An 18,571-nucleotide genomic window follows, 5' to 3' on the forward strand; every position below is an offset into this window, starting at 1 on the left:
CCGCCGTCACCGTCGTTCGGCGAGGAATTCGAGGATGTGCCCGAACACGTCGAGGGCGGCGCCCCGGCCCAGGAACGTGTCCAGGTGGCCGTAGGCGGGGATCTCGGTGTACGACACGTCCAGCTGGGGCTGGCGGTGTGCCAGCACCTCGTGGCAGAGCCTCTGCGAGTCCAGCCACAGTCCGTTCTCGCTGCCCGCGAGCAGCAGCACCGGGGTGTCGATACGGGCGGCCGCGTCCAGCGCGTTGGGCGGCAGCGCCCGGTAGCGGTGGTCGGTGTCGTGCCAGCGGACGACGCTGCGGGCCAGTTCGATACGGCGCAGGTGCGGCAGGATCCACAGCGGCGCGGGCCCGAGGAGCTCGGCGAGCCGGTCGTGGGTGGCTTCGGACAGGTTCTCGTGCAGGAACAGCGAGGCGCCCGAACCCCAGGCCGAGTTGTGGAGGATCTGGCAGGTCGGGTCCGGGCAGCCCGCTCCCCGGGAGGCCAGCGCGAACAGGGGCGTGTACTTCGACCGGAGACCCACCTTGCGGAAGTCGACCGGGATGTGGTCGATCCGGTTCTTCAGCAGCTCACCCGCCACCGTCATCCGCAGGGAGGTGCGTCCCGCGAGCTTCGGCGTCAGGAACACGCCCTGGGAGACGACGCCCGCGAGCCCGGGCACCAGCCCCGCCGTCATGCTCAGCGACAGGGTGAGGGAGCCGATGCAGTGGGCGACGACGAACAGCGGCCGGTCGCCGATGCGTTCGCGGATGCGGGAGACGGCTTCGGGGATGTCGTAAAGAGCGACGTCGTCGTAGGTGTACCTCTGGCCGGTCTCGTTGTAGGGAAGCCGGCAACTGCCCCGCCAGTCGAGCAGCCAGGGCTCGTAGCCGTCGTCGAGCAGGACGTCGACCAGATTGCGGGTCTCGGGGAGCAGGAACATGTCGGCGGACGCGGTGTGCCCATGCAGGAGCAGCACCGCGGGCCGGTCCTGCTCGCCGCTGTCGATGCGGGTGAGACCGAGGCGTACGCCGTCCCCGGCCCTGAAGGGGATCTCCTCGACCCGTGCCGGATCGAGGCGGTGGCGCAGCGGCCGCAACGCCGTGCCCGTCCTGACCTTGCGGATCGTCGGCCTGGTGCGGGAGTTGGTGGTTCTGAAAATCATCGGGGGCGCTCCGAGGGGGTCCGGGTGCGGCGCAGGTCGAGGAGGTCCGCGGCGGCGCGGGTGAAAGGGCCGAGCAGGCCGCGGCCCATCTCCGCGCCGAACCAGGCGAGCCAGGTCAGCTTGGCAACGCGCTTCTCCCGGCCGGTCAGACGGGGGTCCACCTTGATGCCGTCGATCTGGTCGCGTACATAGCTGTCCGCGGGCACGACCAACTCGCCCGCGAAGCTCGCCGGTTCGCCCTCGCGGCCGATCTCGACGTTCAGCGCACGGGTCTGCCGCCATACGTCACGACGGGCGCGGGCGTACTTGTGGCCCTCCAGCCACCAGCGGCCTCCATCGGCGTCGCGCAACGTCAGCCGGTAGCGCAGGAGTTGGTGGCGCATCCCGTGCCGCTGCGGGATGCCCTCCTCGGGGCGGATCCAGACGTCGCCGTGTTCCACGAGCAGCGGCGCGGGATGGGCCGCGGCGCACACCAGCTCGCCGCCGACGTCGACCCGGCGCTCCTTCACCAGTTGGTACATGCTCGCGATGGAGAGGGTGAGCGCCATCGAGCAGGGGGTGTCGGCGCCGCCGCCGACCGGGCCCACATCGCCCTCGGTCGTCTCGGAGAACCACAGGTACGGCTGGTCGCCCTTGTCCGGCAGCCGGGCCAGGCCGTCCCGGGCGAGCCGCTCGAACGTCCTCAGCTGGGCCTGGGCGTCGTAGCGGGCCGCGGGGCGCAGGCCGAGCGCCTCGACGAGCGCGGCGGTGCGTTCGCCGGTGGCCGCCGGCCCCTTCAGGGTCGCCTCGCACAGCTTGAGGGCGGTGGGACTGCGCAACACCCTTGTGAGGAAGCCGAGTTCGGGGACAGGGTCGGCCTCCAGGCGGGCCAAGGCGTCGGTGCGCCACTCGTCCCAGTCCTGTACGCGCACGTGCATCCCGCCGTACGCCATGTCCCGTACGACGTCGTCGAGGGTGTTGGGTACGCCGGTCAGGTTGTAGTCGAATCCCCAGGCATCGGGTTCGCAGATGACGCCTGCCGCGACCCGGCTCACCCAGTCCACCGGGGCCGCGTTCAGACAGTGGAAGGCGGGCACGGTGCGGAAGCGGCCGAACGCCGAGATGAGGCCGCTGCTGAGGTCCTGCGGGTTGTGGGCGCCCGTCCGGGTATGGCCCCCGATGCCTCCCGGGCGCATCGCGGTGACGATCAGGCCGTGGTCGCGGGCCCGCCGCAGGGCGACCTCCGCGGCCCATTTCGTCTGGTCATAGCCAGCGACCAGGCGGTCGACGTGGGCGAGCGGGTCGTCCTCGCCCATGGAGGCGATACCGACCTCGTTGAAGACCGCGATCGAGGAGATGTGATGCAGCGGCTTGGGCGGGCCTGTCGCCGCCAGTTCGGCCAGGGTCAGCGCCCCGATGACGTTGCTCTGCCGCAGCGACTGGTAGCCGCGCAGGAAGTCCACGGCCGCCGCCACGCCCACGACGCTGTCCACTTCGTGGGCGAGCTTGTTCCAGACGTCGTCGGACAGGCCTAGGTGCGGACGCCTGATGTCGCCGGGGAGCACCGTCACCCGGCGGCGGATCTCCGACGACCAGGGCAGCCGGTGGCTCTTCAGTGCCTCGCCGAGGCGGGCGGTAGCCGCCTCCTCGTCGGCCGCGCGAACGAGGCAGTGGACATGCGCGTCACTGTGCCTGAGCAGATCGAGGAGCAGATGGCTGCCGAGGAAGCCGGTGGCGCCGGTGAGCAGGATGCGGCGGGGTGGCAGGGGCTCGGGCGAGCCGGTCCAGGGCAGGCGGTCGGCCAGGGAGAGGTCGGCCAGGATCTGATCGAGGTCTTCGGGACGGGCCGTGGCGTACGGGGTGCCGGCGCCGGTGGTCCGGGCGGTGACCGTCGCGCCGGACGGGATGCGGGGCGACGGGATGGATGGGGTGTCCGTGGCGGGGGCCGGGCTGGAGGCCGGGGCGAGAGCAGGACGGAATCCCGGAGCGGGAGCGGGGCTGAATCCATGGGCGGCAGCCGGGACGGGGAACGGGAAGGTGCCCGGGGCGGGAGCGGTGCCGATCGTGTCGGCCGCCGGAGCCGGGGTCCCTGCGGCCGTCGGGGTTGCCGGCGCACCCGCGGCCGAGAGAGCCGCCGTTGCACCGGCGGTCACCAGCCAGCGCAGGGCGAGGCTCCGGGGCCGGGCGTCGGCGAACACCTCGTCGAGGTCGATCTCCATGCCCAGCTCGTCCTCCAGCGCCGCGACGAGTTCCACTGCGCCTACGGAGGTGCCCCCGGCGTCGAAGAAGTCGGTGTCGGGCGACAGTTGCCCTCCGGGTACGAAGGGACCGGCCGCCGCGGCGACGACGGCGGCCAGGCCGTCCGCGTCGGGTGCGGGGGCGGCCGGTGCGGCCGAAACGGCGAGGGCGGGCAGTGCGCCGGCACCGCGGTCCGTGCCGGTACCAGTGTCGCCACCACCTCCCACTCCCGTACCAGCACCCGCTCCCGCTCCGAACGGCACGGTGGGCGCATTCGCGTACAGGTCCGTACCGGCACCTGGCGGCGCGACATCCGCACCTGCGCCGGACGAAACGGCAGGCGCACCCACGTCCACCACGGCGCCGGACGGCACGGCAGTCTTCCCCGCGTCCGCATCGGCGTCTTCACCGACGCGGGGCGTGGAGGTGTCCGCCCTCGCACCCGCATCGGTCCCCACACCCGACTTCCTGTCGGTTCCGGTCGCTGTGGGAGTGGGCGTTGCTGTGGGGGCCTGTCTGATCCTGGCCAGCAGGGCTTCCACGCTCGGCCCGCCGTCACCTCGCTCGATCGCCTCGCCGGTCGCCCGCTGTCCGGCGTGCGCCGCCGCGTCCTCGTTCACTTCACGCATGAGAGCCTTTCCCCCCTGTGCACTGTCCTTTTACGCACTGCCTCCGCGGGCCGAGCCGCCGGCCCGCTCACTGCCGCCGCCAGGAGCGGAAGCCCCGCAGCTGTTCCGGCGTGACCACGCTCTCCAGGTGCTCGTCGTCCTGGTCGCCGCCACCGAGCGCGGCCAGCAGGCGCCGGGCCGGTACGTTGCGGTCGGTGCGCTCCGCCGTCAGCCGGACCTTCACACAGCCCAGTCGGTCGGCGCGGTCCGCCAGCCACCCCAACAACCGTTCCTCGACGCCTCGACCGAGCGCGCGGCAGCTCAACATCCAGGCGAGGACGTCGAGTCGATCGCCGTCCGCGCGCAGGGCGAGCAGGCCGATCTGGCCGTAGTCGCCGAAGCGGTCCCGGGCCGCGGCCGTCCACACCTCGCCGTGCTCCCGCCACCGCGCCAGATCGCCGCCGTCGGCGGACCGGGGGTGCAGGGTGAACTGATTGGTGCGGCGGACGAGTTGTCCGGCCCGCTCGACGTCGGCCCCGGACAGCGCCCGGATGTCGACCTCCAGCTCCAGCTGGGCGAGGAACTCCTCGAAACCGGCCTGCTCGCGCACCGCGTCCCGCTCCCGCTCCTGCACGTAGAACCCCGCCCGCAGCCCGTCCTCGGCCGTCGCCGGCGCCGGGACCAGTGGCCACAACCGGCCGAGGAAGTCACCCAGTTCGGCCGCCGGAGGGCAGGTCACCGACAGCACCGCCGGCAGCGCCGACCGCACTCCCGCGATCTCGACCGGGTTGTCGTCGAGGAACAGGAAACTGTCCAGCCCCAGGTTGAGGGTGCGCGCCGTCTCCGTGAGACGGCCCGGCTTCGGGCCCCAGCCTGCGGACAGCACACTGAAGTGCTCCGCCTTCAGCGGGCTGTCCGGACGGTCCAGGACGGCCCGTACGGTGTCCTCGTCGTTGTTGCTGACCAGCGCGAGCAGCGCGCCCGCGGCACGCCACCGCAACAGCGTCCGGGCCAGCAGGGCGCGCGGTCCGGTCAGATCCACCGACTCGGGACCGATCTCCCCGGCGACCCCGCCCCACAGGGTCTCGTCGCCGTCCACCGCGATCACCTTCGGCGCGGGACGCACTACCGCTCGTACGACCTGGGCCAGCCGCAGGGCCACCGCCGCCTGGAAGTGCGGGGTGAAGGGGAGATGAGCCAGCCGTTCGGTCCGTTCGTCGAAGGGTTCCGCGACGGCGTGGTGCCGTGTCCAGACGTCCGGGCCCAGCACCGCGATGCCGGGCGCATCGGTCAGCTCGGTGACGAGGTCGCTCTCCCATCGCGCGAAGCGGTCGTCCTGCCGCGCCGAGGGCAGGACGCCGACGATCAGTGGTTTGCGGGACCGCTCGGACAGCGCCCGCAGCGCGGCCGGGTAGGCGGTGCGCAGTTCGGTCAGCACCGTGTCGGTCACCGGACCGAACCGTTCCAGGTCCACCGCCCGAAGCAGCACCACGCCGACCGCTGTCGTGGGGTCGGTGAAGACGCCCGAGGGATCGCGCAGGGCGGCGAGCACCTGGTGGTACGGCGCTTCCGCGACCGTCGGACCCTCGACCCGCGCCCGCTCCCGCGCTCCTTCCTGCGCGCCCTCCTCCAGCGCCGCCTCGCACAGCACCGGCAGATTGCCGAGCGCGAAGGTGGCGGCGAGGGCGAGCGAGCGGCGCGGGTGGGCAGCGGGCTCCCGCGCGCCCAGAGTTGCCGTCACGACCGGAGTTGCCGTCACGACCGGAGTCGTCGTCGCGACGGGAGTTGCCGTCGTGCCCGTCCCACTCGGCGTAAGTGTCGTATTCGTCGCGGCAGTTGCCGTCGTATCGGTCGTACGGACCGGCGCGGTCGGGTCGTCGGCCGTCGTGGCGAGCAGCCGCAGGAACGCCTCCGCCAGCTCGGTGGAGGTCACCGCGTCCAGGATGTCGAGGTTGTGGTCGAGCCGTACGCGGCCCGCGTCCGGGGTCATGGTGACCATGAGGTCGAGGTCGGAGTAACCCGTTCCGGCCGGGAGCACCTCCAGGCGGCCGAGGCGGGCCGACGAGGAGCGCACATAGTTGAAGTACACCTCCACCAGCGGGGCGTTCGGCCGGTGCAGCCCCTGCCCGGCCAGTGTCGACAGCACGTCCGAGAACATGGCGCCCTTCGCGAGGACCCGGTCCAGGCGTGCGTCCGTCCGGCGCAGTACCTCCTCGATCCGCTCCCCCGCAGCCGCTTGTGCCGGGAACGGCACCGGTACGCCGAAGAACCCGACCGCGTCGTAGGCGTCGGCGTGGATGCGTGTGTCGACGGGCACGGCGAGCACGAAGCGCTCCCGCTCCCGCATCCTGGCCAGCAGTACGGTCAGGGTGCCGAGGCAGAAGGCGGCCGGTGTGACGGCGAGCCTGCTCGCGGCCGCCGACACCCGCTCCATCAGCCCGTCGGGTATCGCCACGGTCACGCTTCCGGCCCGGTACGAACGCGTCGCCGGGCGCGGCCGGGCGAGTGTCAGGTCGAGTCGCCCGCTCCCGTGGAAGGCCTCGCGCCAGTCGGTGGTGGCGGCGCCGGAGGCGTCGCCGGTCCGCTGGGCCTCGATCAGCAGGTCGATGTCACGATTGGTGACGGCGTCGCCGAGTGAGGTGCCGGACAGTTCGGCATCGATCTCCCCCGCGACGAGCAGCAGCGACTGCAGATCGCTCACCGCGTGATGCGCGCCGAACACCAGGATCTGGCCACGCGCTCCGGCGTCGAGCAGCTCGAACCGCCACAGCGGCGCCGTCGCCAGGTCGAACGGCGGCTCCAGCAGCCGGGACAACCGGTCGTCGGCGTCGAGTCCGGCGTCGGCCGGCACGTCCGTCCAGCGCAGCAACGGCTCGGCCGACTGCCGCTCCACACGCAGTTGTCGGCCCCGTCCACCGCCTGCGGCGATCGACGTGCGCAGGGCCGCATGCCGTCCGGCGAGCCGGGTGACGATGTCGGTGAGCGCATCGCGGGTGGTCGGCGCGGTGAGCCGGACTGCCAGGCCGACGGCGTGCGCCGCGTCCGGCATGCCCGGCTGGGCGCTGCGCAGCAGCCGTACGACGTCGCGGGTCGCGGGCCGCAGCTCGCTCTCGGGCACCTCGGAGGCGGCTTCGGGCTGTGGCTCCTGTCGGCGTGCCCCGGTGTCGCGTTCGGGCAGCACCTCGCCCAGGGCCCGTGCCAGGCTCCGGATGTCGGACGCCGAGAAGACGGCGGCGGCCGGGAGTTCGGCGCCCAGCTCGCGGGTGAAGGCGTTGCGCAGCCGGACCAGCATGAGCGAGTCCAGGCCCAGTTCCTTGAGGGCCGTGGTCGCGGACAGTTCGACGGCACCGCCGGAGATCTGGTCGACCTTGGCCCGTACATACGCTTCGAGCCGTGCGGTCCGGTCCTGGTCCGTCGTCGCCGCGAACACCCGTGCGACGAGGTCGTCCGTGCCGGCCGGGTCAGCGGCGGCAGCGGTCAGGTCGCCCAGGATCGGGCGGGTGCGCGCCGCGTCCGGGTCGAGGTCCAGTGCCTCCCGGTCCAGAGCGAGGGGGGCGAGCTGGCGGCGGGAAGTGGCGAGCACCCGCTCGAACAGGTCGCCGCCCTCCGCCGGGGTGAAGGCGACCAGACCCGAACGGCTGGTCTCGGCGGCCCGGGTGTCGGAACCGGCGACCATGCCGACCTCCGTCCAGGCGCCCCAGTCCAGGCTCAGCGCCCGGCGGTCGGTGCGGGAGAGGTGGTGGGCCCAGGCGTCGAGGAAGGCGTTCGCCGCCGCGTAGGGACTCTGGCCGGCCGAGCCGAGGACACCGGCCGCCGAGGCGAAGAGGATGAACCTCTCGGCCTCCGGGGCCAGTTCGGTGAGCAGGGCGGTGCCCAGGACCTTGGGGGCGAGCACACGCAGGACGCGTTCGTCGGTCAGGTTCGCCACCGTGGCGTCGTCGAGGACACCTGCCGCGTGGACGACGGCGGCGATCGGTCCGGCCTCACGTCGTACGGCGTCCAGGGCTGCCGTCAGCGCGGCGCGGTCGGCGACGTCCGCGCGGGCGAGGTGCACGGTGACACCGCGGGCTTCGATCCCGTTGATCCAGCTCTCCGCGGCCGCGTCGGGTCCGCCCCGGCTGAGCAGAGCCAGTCGGCGGGCACCCCGGCGGACCAGCCGCTCGGCGGCCACCCGGCCGAGGCCGCCCAGACCGCCCGTGATCAGGTGCACGCCGTCCGCGGCGATCCCGCCGTGTCCGCCGTCGTCCGGGCGGGTGCGGGCCAGCCGTGGCACCAGTCGGCCCGATTCCCGCAGCGCGACGAGCCGTTCGTCGTCCGCGTGCCGCAGCTGCGTCCACAGGTCGTCGCCGCCGTCCGTGGCCGGCAGGTCGATCAGTGTGGTCGACAGTTCCGGGTACTCCTGGGCCACCGAGAGTCCGAAGCCCCAGGCGAGCGCCTGCTGAGGGTGTGTCACCTGCGTACTGTCACCGGCTGCCTGGCTGCCCCGTACGACCACGAACAGGCGCGGGGCGCGACCCCGGGGGCGGTCGGCGAACGCCCGTACCAGGTGCAGTGTGCTCAAGCAGCAGCACCGCGCGGCCTGTTCGGCCGTGGCGGCGTCCTCGACGGCCGGCGCGTCGAGTGCGGACAACTGCACCACCCGCTCCGGCGGCCCATCGGCGAAGGCCTCGTCGAGCAGACGGGTCAACTGTCGTGGATCGGTCGGATCGAGTACATAGCGGCCGGGGCCCTGCGCGGCGAACACCGCGCCCCTGCGCACGATCACATGCGGCACGGCGGCGGTGGCCAACCGCTCTCCGAGCGCGTCGGCCACCCCCGTCTCGTCGGCCAGGACGAGCCAGGTGCCGTCGGCGGGCCGCTCCTGTGCGGCCGGGCGTGGCTGCCAGCGGGTCTCGAAGAGCGCGCCGTCCAGCGGCGAGAGCGCGGCGAGTTCGAACTCCGTTGCTTCCAGGACCAGTTGCTCCTTCTCGTCCCAGAGCCGCAGATCCAGGAGCACGGTGTCGCCGTCCACGGAGCGCAGTCGGCAGGTCGCCCACGCGGGCGCGGAGCGCAGGCCGGTGAAGCGCAGCCGTCCGACACCGGCGGGCACGAAGGCCCGGCCCGCGGGCGCGTCGGCCGGCAGGGCCGCCGTGTGGAAGGCGGCGTCGAGGACGGCAGGGTGCAGCAGATGACCGGCGGCGGGCCGCCGGGCGAGTCGGCCGATCGCCGCGGTGTCCGTGCGGTGGCCCTGCTCCAGGACCCGGAAGGCAGGGCCGTAGTCGATGCCCAGGGCCGTGAGCCCCGCGTAGGCGGCGGGCAGGTCGGCCTCTTCGTCGCACCGCTCGCGCAGCACGGCGGGCTCCTCGCCCGCGTCGGGCGCGGCGGGCGCGGGTTCTGCGGCGCCGTCGACGACCCGTCCGGTGACGTGGTGCTCCCACGGCGCTCGCCGCTCCCCGGTGGCCGCCGAGGCGATGGTGAAGTCCCGTGAGCCGTCCTGTCCGGCGGGCTGCAGAACCAGTTGCAGCCGGACGGGCTTGTCCGCCTCGAGAGCCAGGGGCCGCACGAACCTCACGTCGGCCAGTCGTACCTCGCCGCCGTCCCGCAGCGCGGACGCGGCCTCCAGCGCCAGGTCGAGGAAAGCGGCGCCGGGCAGCCACACCTCGCCGGTGACCCGGTGGTCGGCGAGGTAGGCGAAGCGGCTGTCGCGCAGGTCGATGTCACTCTGGAAGATGTGCCGGCCGGGTGTGTCGCTGGCCTCGACATGCGTGCCGAGGAGGGGTGAACCCCCGGCCGTCCCGGTGGCCGGGGCGGGTGCGCGCCAGTGGCGTTCGCGGGCGAAGGCATACGTGGGCAGGTCGATCCGGCGGCCCTCGGGGAGCAGCACCGGCCAGTCGGGCGTGTGCCCGGCCTCGTACAACTCCCCCAGCCGGCCCAGCAGAACACCCCGTCCGTCCCGCCCACGGCTCAGCGAGCCGATGGAGACCGCGTCGATCCCCGCCTCGGCCGCCACCGCCTCGACCGACGCGGTGAGCGAGGGGTGCGGGCTCAGCTCGACGAAGTAGCGGTAGCCGTCGTCCAGCATCCGCCGGATCGTGTCCGCGAAACGGACGGGGCGCCCGAGGTTCGCGTACCAGTGCTCGGCGTCCAGCCGGTCGCCGGGCACCGGTTCGGCCAGCACCGTCGAGTACAGCGGGGTCGGCGTGCGCGTGCCCCGGATGCCGGAGAGCCGCTCCAGCAGATCCGTGCGGACCGGATCCATCAAGGGGGTGTGGGAGGCGAACGGTGTCGACAGCCGTCGTACCGGGATGTCCAATGCTTCGAGGTGCCCGCGCAGTTCGGCCAGCGCCGCGGTGTCGCCGGAGACGGCCGTGGAGTGCGCGCTGTTGACCGCCGCAACGAACAGCCGGTCCGAATAGGGCGCGAGCAGCTTCTCGGCCTCCGTGCGCGGCAGTTCCAGGGCCAGCATGCCGCCCTGTCCGACCAGCGGGGCGACCGCACGGGCGCGCCCGGTCACCACGGACGCGGCGTCGTCCAGGGTGAGGGCGCCCGCGCTGTACGCGGCGGCGATCTCGCCCAGGCTGTGCCCGATCACGGCGTCCGGGCGGACGCCGAGCGCACGCCAGGCGGCGGCCAGGGCCGCGTTGACCGCGAACAGCACCGGCTGCAGGAACTCGGTGCGGTCGAACGGGACGAACTCCTCCGGCGCCGCCAGCACGTTGAGCACGGACCAGCCGACGTGCCGGTGCACCGCCTCGTCGATCCGGGCCAGCTCCTCGCGGAAGGCCTCCGACTCGGCCGCCAACTCCACGCCCATGCCCGGCCATTGACCGCCGTGCCCGGCGAAGACGAAGGCCACCTTGCCGGTCTGCTCCGCGCGGGGCGGGGCCAGCGGGACCCGTCCGGTCGCCAACGCGTCGAGCCGTGCGCGCAGTTCGTCCCGGTCGCCGGCGACGATCCCCGCTCGCCGTTCGAAGTGGCTGCGGTGGTGCGCCAGGGTGTGGGCGACATCGGACAGCGCGGCATCGTCCTGGTCCAGGTACCGGGCCAGCCGTGCGGCCTGCCCCCGCACGGCGGCCTCACCGCGCCCGGACAGCGCGAACAGCCTCTTGCCCGGGGCGGTTTCCTTCTCCGGCAGGATCTCGGCCGGATCGGCCTCCTCGACGATCAGGTGCGCGTTGGTTCCGCTGATCCCGAAAGCGCTCACCCCGGCCCGCCGTACGCGGTCGCCCGACGACGGCCAGGCGACCGTCTCCCGCAGCAGGTGCAACCCGCTGTCGTCCCAGTCGACATGGCGACTGGGCGTGCCGGCGTGCAGGGTGCGCGGCAGGGACCGGTGGCGCAGGGACTGCACGACCTTGATCAGGCCGACCACCCCCGAAGCCGCCTGCGCGTGACCGATGTTGGACTTGAGCGAGCCGAGATACAGGGGGCGGCCCTGGGGGCGCGAGGGGCCGAAGACCTCCGCGAGGGCGTTCGCCTCGATCGGGTCGCCGAGGGTGGTGCCGGTCCCGTGCGCCTCGACGTAGTCGATGTCGGCGGGTTCAAGACCGGACTGCTCCAACGCCCGCCGGATCACCTGTTCCTGGGCCGGACCGTTCGGCGCGGAGAGGCCCTGGCTGCGGCCGTCCTGGTTGACGGCCGTACCCCGCAGGACGGCCAGCACCTCGTCGCCGTCGCGCCGCGCGTCACCGAGCCGCTTCAGTACGACCATGCCCGCGCCCTCGGCCCAGATGGCGCCGTCGGCGTCGTCGGAGAAGGAGCGGCAGCGGCCGGTCGGGGACAGCCCCCGCAGACGGCTGAACTCGACGAAGGTTCCCGGGGTCACCATCAGCGTCACCCCGCCGGCGAGCGCCAGGTCGCACTCGCCCGACCGCAGCGCCTGCGCCGCCAGGTGCAGCGCCACCAGGGACGACGAGCACGCGGTGTCCACCGTCAGCGCGGGTCCGTTCAGGCCCAGGGTGTACGCGAGCCGGCCCGAGGCCACGCTCGGCGCCGATCCCGTGCCGACGTACCCGTCCAGCTCATCGAGGCGGGAGCCCGCGAGGTAGTCGCTGCCGAACATGCCGACGTACACACCGGTGGTGCTGCCCGCCAGCTCGGCCGGCACGATCCCCGCGCGCTCCAGTGCCTCCCACGCCGTCTCCAGCAGCATCCGCTGCTGCGGGTCCATGGCCGCCGCTTCCTTCGCGGTGATGCCGAAGAAGCCCGCGTCGAAGGACTCCAGGTCGTCGAGGAACCCGCCCTCCTTGGCGTACGACTTGCCCAGGGCCTCCGGGTCGGGGTCGTGCAGCGACTCCACGTCCCAGCGGTCGGCCGGGAACGGGCCAACCGCGTCGCGGCCCTCGTCGACGAGCTGCCACAGGCTCTCGGGGTCGTTCACGCCGCCGGGCAGCCGGCAGGCCATGGCCACCAGGGCCAGCGGCTCGTCCGACGGCGGCGCCGGGGTGCGGGGGGACCGCGGATCGGGTGCGCCGCGTCCGGTGGTGCGGGTGTCCGTGGCGAGTGCGGTGGCAAGCAGGTGGGCACAGAGCCGGGCCGCGGTGGGGTGGTCGAACAGCAGGGTGGCGGGGAGTCTGGCACCGATCCGGGTGCCGATGCGGTTGCGGAGCTCCACCGCCGTCACCGAGTCCATGCCGAGCTCACGCAGCGGCTGATCGGGACGGACGGACTCCGCCGAACGCAGGCCGAGCGCCCGGGACGCCTCTTCTCGGACCAGGGCCAGGACACGTGCGGCGCGGTCGGCCTCCGGGAGCCGGGCCAGCCGGTCCGCCAGAGCGGAACCGCCGTCCTGACCGGTGCGGGGCGCGGGCAGCAGCGAGCGCCACAGGACCGCCGTACCGTCGCCCCTGGCAGCCGTGGTCTCGCGCAGGCGGGGCAGGTCCAGGGACCAGGCGATCAGGTGCGGTGCGCCCCGGCGCAGGGCGAGTTCGACGAGTTCGCGGCCCTGGTCGGGGGTGAGGGCGCGGTGGCCCAGCCGGGCCATCCGGTCCAGGTCGGCATGTTCGGCGGCGAGACCTTCGCCCGCCCAGGCGCCGAAGGAGACCGAGACCGCGGGCAGGCCGAGGGCCCGCCGGTGGTGGGCCAGTTGGTCGAGGAAGACGTTGGCCGCCGCGTAGTTGCCCTGGCCCGGGCTGCCGAGGACGCCGGCCGCCGAGGAGATCAACAGGAAGAGGTCGAGTGGCGTGTCGGCGGTGAGCCGGTGCAGATGGGCGGCGCCGTCCACCTTGGGGCGCAGCACCCGTGCGAGGCGTTCGGGCGTCAGCTCGGCGATCACCCCGTCGTCCAGGATTCCGGCGCAGTGCACGACACCGCGCAGCGGCAACTCGTCGCCGACGCCTGCGAGTACGCCGGCCAGGGCCGCCGCGTCCGCGATGTCGCACTCCGCGATCTCGACCTCGGTTCCGAGCGCGGTCAGTTCGGCGGTGACCTCGGCGGCACGGGGATCCGCCGCGCCCTGACGTGAGGTCAGAAGAAGCCGGGGGACGCCGTGTTCGACGAGGAGCCGGGCGATGTGCCGGCCGACGGCACCGAGTCCGCCGGTGATCAGCACCGTGCCGTCGGTGGGCACAAGTGCGCCGCGGCCGACGAGGTCGAGGACGACAGGGATGCTCGACGTTCCGGCCCGCCGTATCGCCTCGCGTGCGGCGGTGACGGGCAGGACCTGGGTGCGGGCCGGACGCGCCCGCCCGGCGACGGTCTCGTGCAGCGTCCGGGCTGCCTCTTCGGTACTGGTGGCGCCGTTGGCCGCGAGGGGCAGGCCGGCCGCGGTGGTGAACGGCACGTCGTCCGGCAGCACCGCGACCAGCCGCGCGTCGGCGACCGCCATGGAGCCGGGCGGGGTGTCGGCGAGGGCGACGACCCGCAGGCCGGAGCTCAGGTCCCTCACGTCGGCGGCGGTCTCGATGACCACACCGGCGCAGGCGGTACGCGACCGCTCCCCGCCGGGCCCGGGAACCGCCAAGGCGTGCACCTGAATCCTCACCCGGCCCGGGGTCAGCGCCGGGGACTCCACCGCGCGCAGGGTCGGGTCGGCCGCGGGACCCGTCAGTTCGTAGCAGTCACCGGCCGGGATCCGCAGCACGTCGGCCGCGCGGGCACGCACCAGCCGCGGAACGAGCAAGGAGCCGTCCCTGAAGGCGAGTTCGGGCTCGTCGGCATGGGCTACCGCGGTCGGCAGGACGTCGGCGGGATCGGAGCCCCCGAGGTCGAGCAAGGTCAGTCCGAGGTGCGGGTGTTCGGTCCGGGCGCTGCGGGCGAGGCCCCACAGGACCGACTGAGCCAGGCCGGGCACGGTGTCCCCGGCACCGGTCGCGACCGCGCCGCGGGTCACCCAGACGGTCCGCACGGGCGGCCGGTCGTCCGCGGGCGCGATCAGGGAGCGCAGTTCGGCCAGCGCCTCGGCAGCCAACTCCTGCGCCGCGGCTGCCGGTTCGGCATCGGCCGCCGGACGCGGCCAGAATCGTACGACGATGTCGGCGCCCGTCTCGCGCACCTGGACGCCTGCCGCCGCCAGGCCGCGCAGCGCGTCCGCGACCTGTGGGTCCGAGCGGTCGCCGTGGACGGCCCACGCGGCGCGCGGTACCGCCGCCGGCTGTTCGGTCACGGCCGTCCACGCCACTTCGTACAGGTGACGGCCGTTCTCCGAGGCGCCGTTCAGGTCCGCCGGATCGGCGGCCCGCAGCCGCACGTCCTCCAGCCGGCCCGCCGGGAGGCCGTCGGTGTCCCACAGGGTGACATCGAGGGTGAGGTCCGTCCCCGAGCCGCCCGAACGCCGTACCAGCGCCGTGAGGTCGCTCGCGCCGCCGGGCGGCAGGACGCAGCGGCCCACCGCGACCGGCAGCAGCACCCGGCCGTCGGACGCGTCCAGCGCGGCGGCCACCTGCAGGGCGGCGTCCAGCAGCGCCGGGTGGACAGGGTAGGGATCGCTCGCGTCGCGGGCCACGGCCGGCAGCGACAGCCGGGCCAGCAGCTCGCCGTCGGCGGTGGTCGTGACCGCCGACCGGACGCCCTGGAAGGAGGGACCGTAGCCGAGACCGAGCGTGGCCAGCCGTTCGTACGTCCCGGCGCTCCATGCGGACTCGGCGGCCTCCGGCCACACCGGCGGCCGCGCCGCCGTCACCGGAGCGGGCGTGGCCGCCGACGCGGTGGCGTGCAGGGTCCAGCCCGGGGCCTCTGGGCCGCGCGGGCGGCTGTGCACGGTGACCTCGGGCGCGGATCCGGTGGTGACCACTTCGACCGACACCTCGACCGTGCCGGTCTCGGGCAGCACGAGGGGAGCGAGCAGAAGCAGATCGCTCACATCGCAGGGAACGTCCGGGCGGGCCAAGGAGAGCGCGGCACGGCACAGCTCCATCACGGTCGTGCCCGACACCACGGTCCGCCCGAACACGGCGTGGTCGGGCAGCCAGTCGGCGGTGGCCGGGGACCATTCGTTGCGGAAGGTCCAGCGGGTCTCGTCCGCCGACTGCAGCTGAACGCCCAGCAACGGGTGCGCGGCGCGGTCGAAGAGACCGGAGGCCACGGCCCCGGAGGCGGGTTCGGGCTCGATCCAGTAGGACTGCGGATCCCAGGAGTACGTGGGCAGGTCGGCCGCCTGGGCGTCGGGAACGACGCGGCGCCAGTCGATCCGCCGTCCGTGGACGTGGAGTTCGGCGGCGGCCCGGTCCAGACAGGCGGGCCCGTCCTCGTCGCGGCGCAGCGATCCGACGGCGACCAGGTCCTCGTGGCCGCGGTCCTCGGCGACCGTGCGGACGGCGGTGACGAGGGAGGGGTGGGGGCTGAGTTCGACGAAGTGGCGGTAGCCGTCGGCCGCCATGCGTTCCACAGCGGGCGCGAAGCGCACGGGTTCACGCAGGTTCGTGTACCAGTAGTCGGCCTCCAGCTCCTTTGTGACCGGCTCGCCGGTGACCGTGGAGTACCAGGCGACGGTGGTCGGGGAGGTGGTGACGCCGTCGAGTTCGTCGAGGATCGTCGCGCGCAGGGGCTCGACCCGGGCGCTGTGGGAGGCGTAGTCGACGTCGAGGCGGCGGACGAACACCTGCTCCCGGTCGAGGTCGGCGAGCAGGACGTCGAGCGGCTCCACGTCACCGGCGATCACCGTCGAGCGGCCGCTGTTCACGGCGGCGACGGACACCCTGCCGCCGAGGCCGGCGAGGCGCGCCTCGACCTCTGTATGCGGCAGGGCGACGACGGCCATCGTCCCGGTGCCGGACAGCTCGGTCAGGGCCTGGCTGCGCAGGGCGACCACCGCGGCGGCGTCGTTGAGGCTCAGCGCCCCGGCGACGCAGGCCGCGGCGACCTCGCCCTGACTGTGCCCGATCACCGCGTCCGGCCGTACGCCACGGGCCCGCCACACCGCGGCCAGGGAGACCATCACGGCGAAGAGGACCGGCTGGACGACGTCCACCCGTTCCAGCGAAGGGGCGCCCTCGTCGCCGCGCAGAACGGCCGCCACCGACCAGACGGTGAACGGGCGCAGCGCGACGTCGCAGCGGTCGAGCTCGTCGGCGAACACCGTTGACCGGTCGAGGAGTTCGCGGGCCATGCCGGACCACTGGGCGCCCTGGCCGGGGAAGACGAACGCCAACTTGCCCGGTGGAAGGGTCTGTTGCGGGCCCACGACCAGGTCGGGGTCCGGCTTTCCCTCGGCGAGGCCGCGGAGCGCGGTGAGCAGTTCGTCGTGGTCGCCCGCCCGGACGACGACGCGGTGCTCGAAGTGTGTGCGGTGGTGGGTCAGCGTTCCTGCCACGTCGGGCAGTGTCGGCCGCGGCTCTGCGGCGAGCGCATCGAGCAGGCGGGCTGCCTGCCCCCGGAGGGCCGGGAGGGTGCGGGCGGACAGCGGGAAGAGAGTGCGATCCCCGGTACGAGGGCCCCTGGCGGACGTGGGAGTGGGAGCAGGCGCCGGCCCGGTACGGGGTCGCCGGGCGGGCTTCGGAGTGGGAGCCGACGTCGGGATCGGCGTCGGTGTCGCGGCCGTTCGTGTCGGGTCTTCCGGTGACTCCTCCAGCACCACATGCGCGTTGGTGCCGCTGATCCCGAACGCGCTCACCCCGGCCCGCCGCACCCGGTCAACGCGCCGCGGCCACGCCTCGGCGCCGCTGTGCACGCGCAGGCCGTCGTCCGCCCAGTCGACGTGCTCGGTCGGGGTCCCGGCGTGCAGGGACGCCGGGAGCCGTTCGTGGCCGAGGGACAGGACCGTCTTGATGACGCCTCCGATGCCCGCCGCGGCCTGTGTGTGACCGATGTTGGACTTCAGGGACCCGACGCCGAGCGGCCGGTCCGCCGGGCGTCCCGGTCCGAAGACCGACGCGAGCGCCCGGCCCTCGATGGGGTCGCCGAGCCGCGTGCCCGTGCCGTGCGCCTCGACGTAGTCCAGGTCGTCCGGCCGGAGCCCGGCGTCGTCGAGGGCGGCGCGCAGCACGCGTTCCTGCGCCGGACCGTTCGGCGCGCTCAGACCCTGACTGCGGCCGTCCTGGTTGATCGCCGACCCCTTGACGACCGCGAGGACCCGGTCGCCGTCCCGGCGCGCGTCCGCGAGCCGCTTGAGGAGCACCAGACCGCAGCCCTCGGCCCACACCACCCCGTCCGCCTCGCTGGAGAACGGGCTGCACCGCCCGGACGGCGACAGCCCGCGCAGCCTGCTGAACTCGACGTGCCCGCGCGGTGTCACGAGGAGCGTCGCGCCGCCGGCCAGCGCGAGGTCGCACTCGCCGCCGGCCAGTGCCCGCGCCGCCAGGTGCAGGGCCACGAGAGAGGAGGAGCAGGCGGTGTCGACCGTGACGGCCGGCCCCTGGAGTCCGAGGGTGTAGGCGATGCGCCCGGACGCAACGCTGGACGCCGAGCCCGTGCCGACGTGCCCGTCGAGCCGGTCCAGCGGGGCCGAGGCGAGGTATCCGCTGTCGTACAGGCCGACGTAGACGCCCGTCGAGCTGCCGTTCAGCGTCTCCGGGACGATCCCGGCACGCTCGATCGCCTCCCAGCCGGTCTGCAGCAGCAGCCGTTGCTGCGGGTCCATGGCCGCGGCCTCGCGCGGCGAGATCCCGAAGAAGGCCGCGTCGAAACGGTCGATGCCGGTCAGGAAGCCGCCGCGCAGGGTGTACGTCTTGCCGGTGGCCTCCGGGTCGGGGTCGTAGAGCCCCTGGGTGTCCCAGCGGCCCGCGGGCACCTCGCCGACGGCGTCCTCGCCCGCGGCCAGCAGCCGCCAGAGGGCCTCCGGGTCGTCGGCGCCGCCGGGGAACCGGCAGGCCATGGAGATGATCGCGATGTCGTCGTCCCGCCGCACGGACGGGCCGGCCGGGACGGAGGCCGGGGCCGGATCGGCCGCACCCAGGGACTGTTCGTCGAGGACGGCCTCGGCGATCCCCGCGATCGTGGGGTGGTTGAAGACGAGGGACGGCTCGACGGGCCGCCCGGTCCATTCGGACAGGCCCACAGCCAACGTCACCAACTGCCGAGATCCCAGACCGAATTCGGCGATCGGGCGCTCCGGTGCGACGGCCGACGGGGCAAGCCCGGCCGCTTCGGCGACGGCCGACGTCAACCAGGCCCGCACCCCCTCGGAGGTCGTCGGTGACATCTCGGGGAACAGCTTCGGGGACTCGTTCGCAGGCATCTGGGCTGGTGTC

The 18,571-nt window shown here is 73.8% G+C and carries 3 protein-coding genes; all 3 read right to left on the reverse strand.

Translation table 11 applies throughout. From position 1 onward, the window contains the following. Window positions 1–6: 6 nt before the first annotated feature. Window positions 7–1,143: an alpha/beta hydrolase gene (locus N4G66_RS20955; protein ID WP_261705675.1), complete on the reverse strand. Its 1,137-nt coding sequence runs from the start codon at window positions 1,141–1,143 to the stop codon at window positions 7–9. Next, window positions 1,140–3,989 (reverse strand): thioester reductase domain-containing protein, encoded by a 2,850-nt coding sequence (locus N4G66_RS20960; RefSeq protein WP_261705676.1) that lies wholly within the window; start codon window positions 3,987–3,989, stop codon window positions 1,140–1,142. The genes N4G66_RS20955 and N4G66_RS20960 overlap by 4 nt, the downstream gene beginning before the upstream one ends. 67 nt (window positions 3,990–4,056) lie before the next feature. Beyond that, a complete protein-coding gene (locus tag N4G66_RS20965) occupies window positions 4,057–18,558 on the reverse strand; it encodes a type I polyketide synthase (protein ID WP_261705677.1) in 14,502 nt (4,833 codons plus the stop codon). Window positions 18,559–18,571: the final 13 nt, after the last annotated feature.

The organism is Streptomyces rhizosphaerihabitans, assembly GCF_025399795.1.
In the GTDB taxonomy this organism is placed as follows: Bacteria; Actinomycetota; Actinomycetes; order Streptomycetales; family Streptomycetaceae; genus Streptomyces; species Streptomyces rhizosphaerihabitans.

What these genes read in the sequence shown, in the direction of transcription:
- N4G66_RS20960 (WP_261705676.1), bottom strand. Translation starts at nt 3,989, where the DNA reads ATGCGTGAAGTGAACGAGGACGCGGCGGCGCACGCCGGACAGCGGGCG.
- N4G66_RS20955 (WP_261705675.1), bottom strand. Translation starts at nt 1,143, where the DNA reads ATGATTTTCAGAACCACCAACTCCCGCACCAGGCCGACGATCCGCAAG.
- N4G66_RS20965 (WP_261705677.1), bottom strand. Translation starts at nt 18,558, where the DNA reads ATGCCTGCGAACGAGTCCCCGAAGCTGTTCCCCGAGATGTCACCGACG.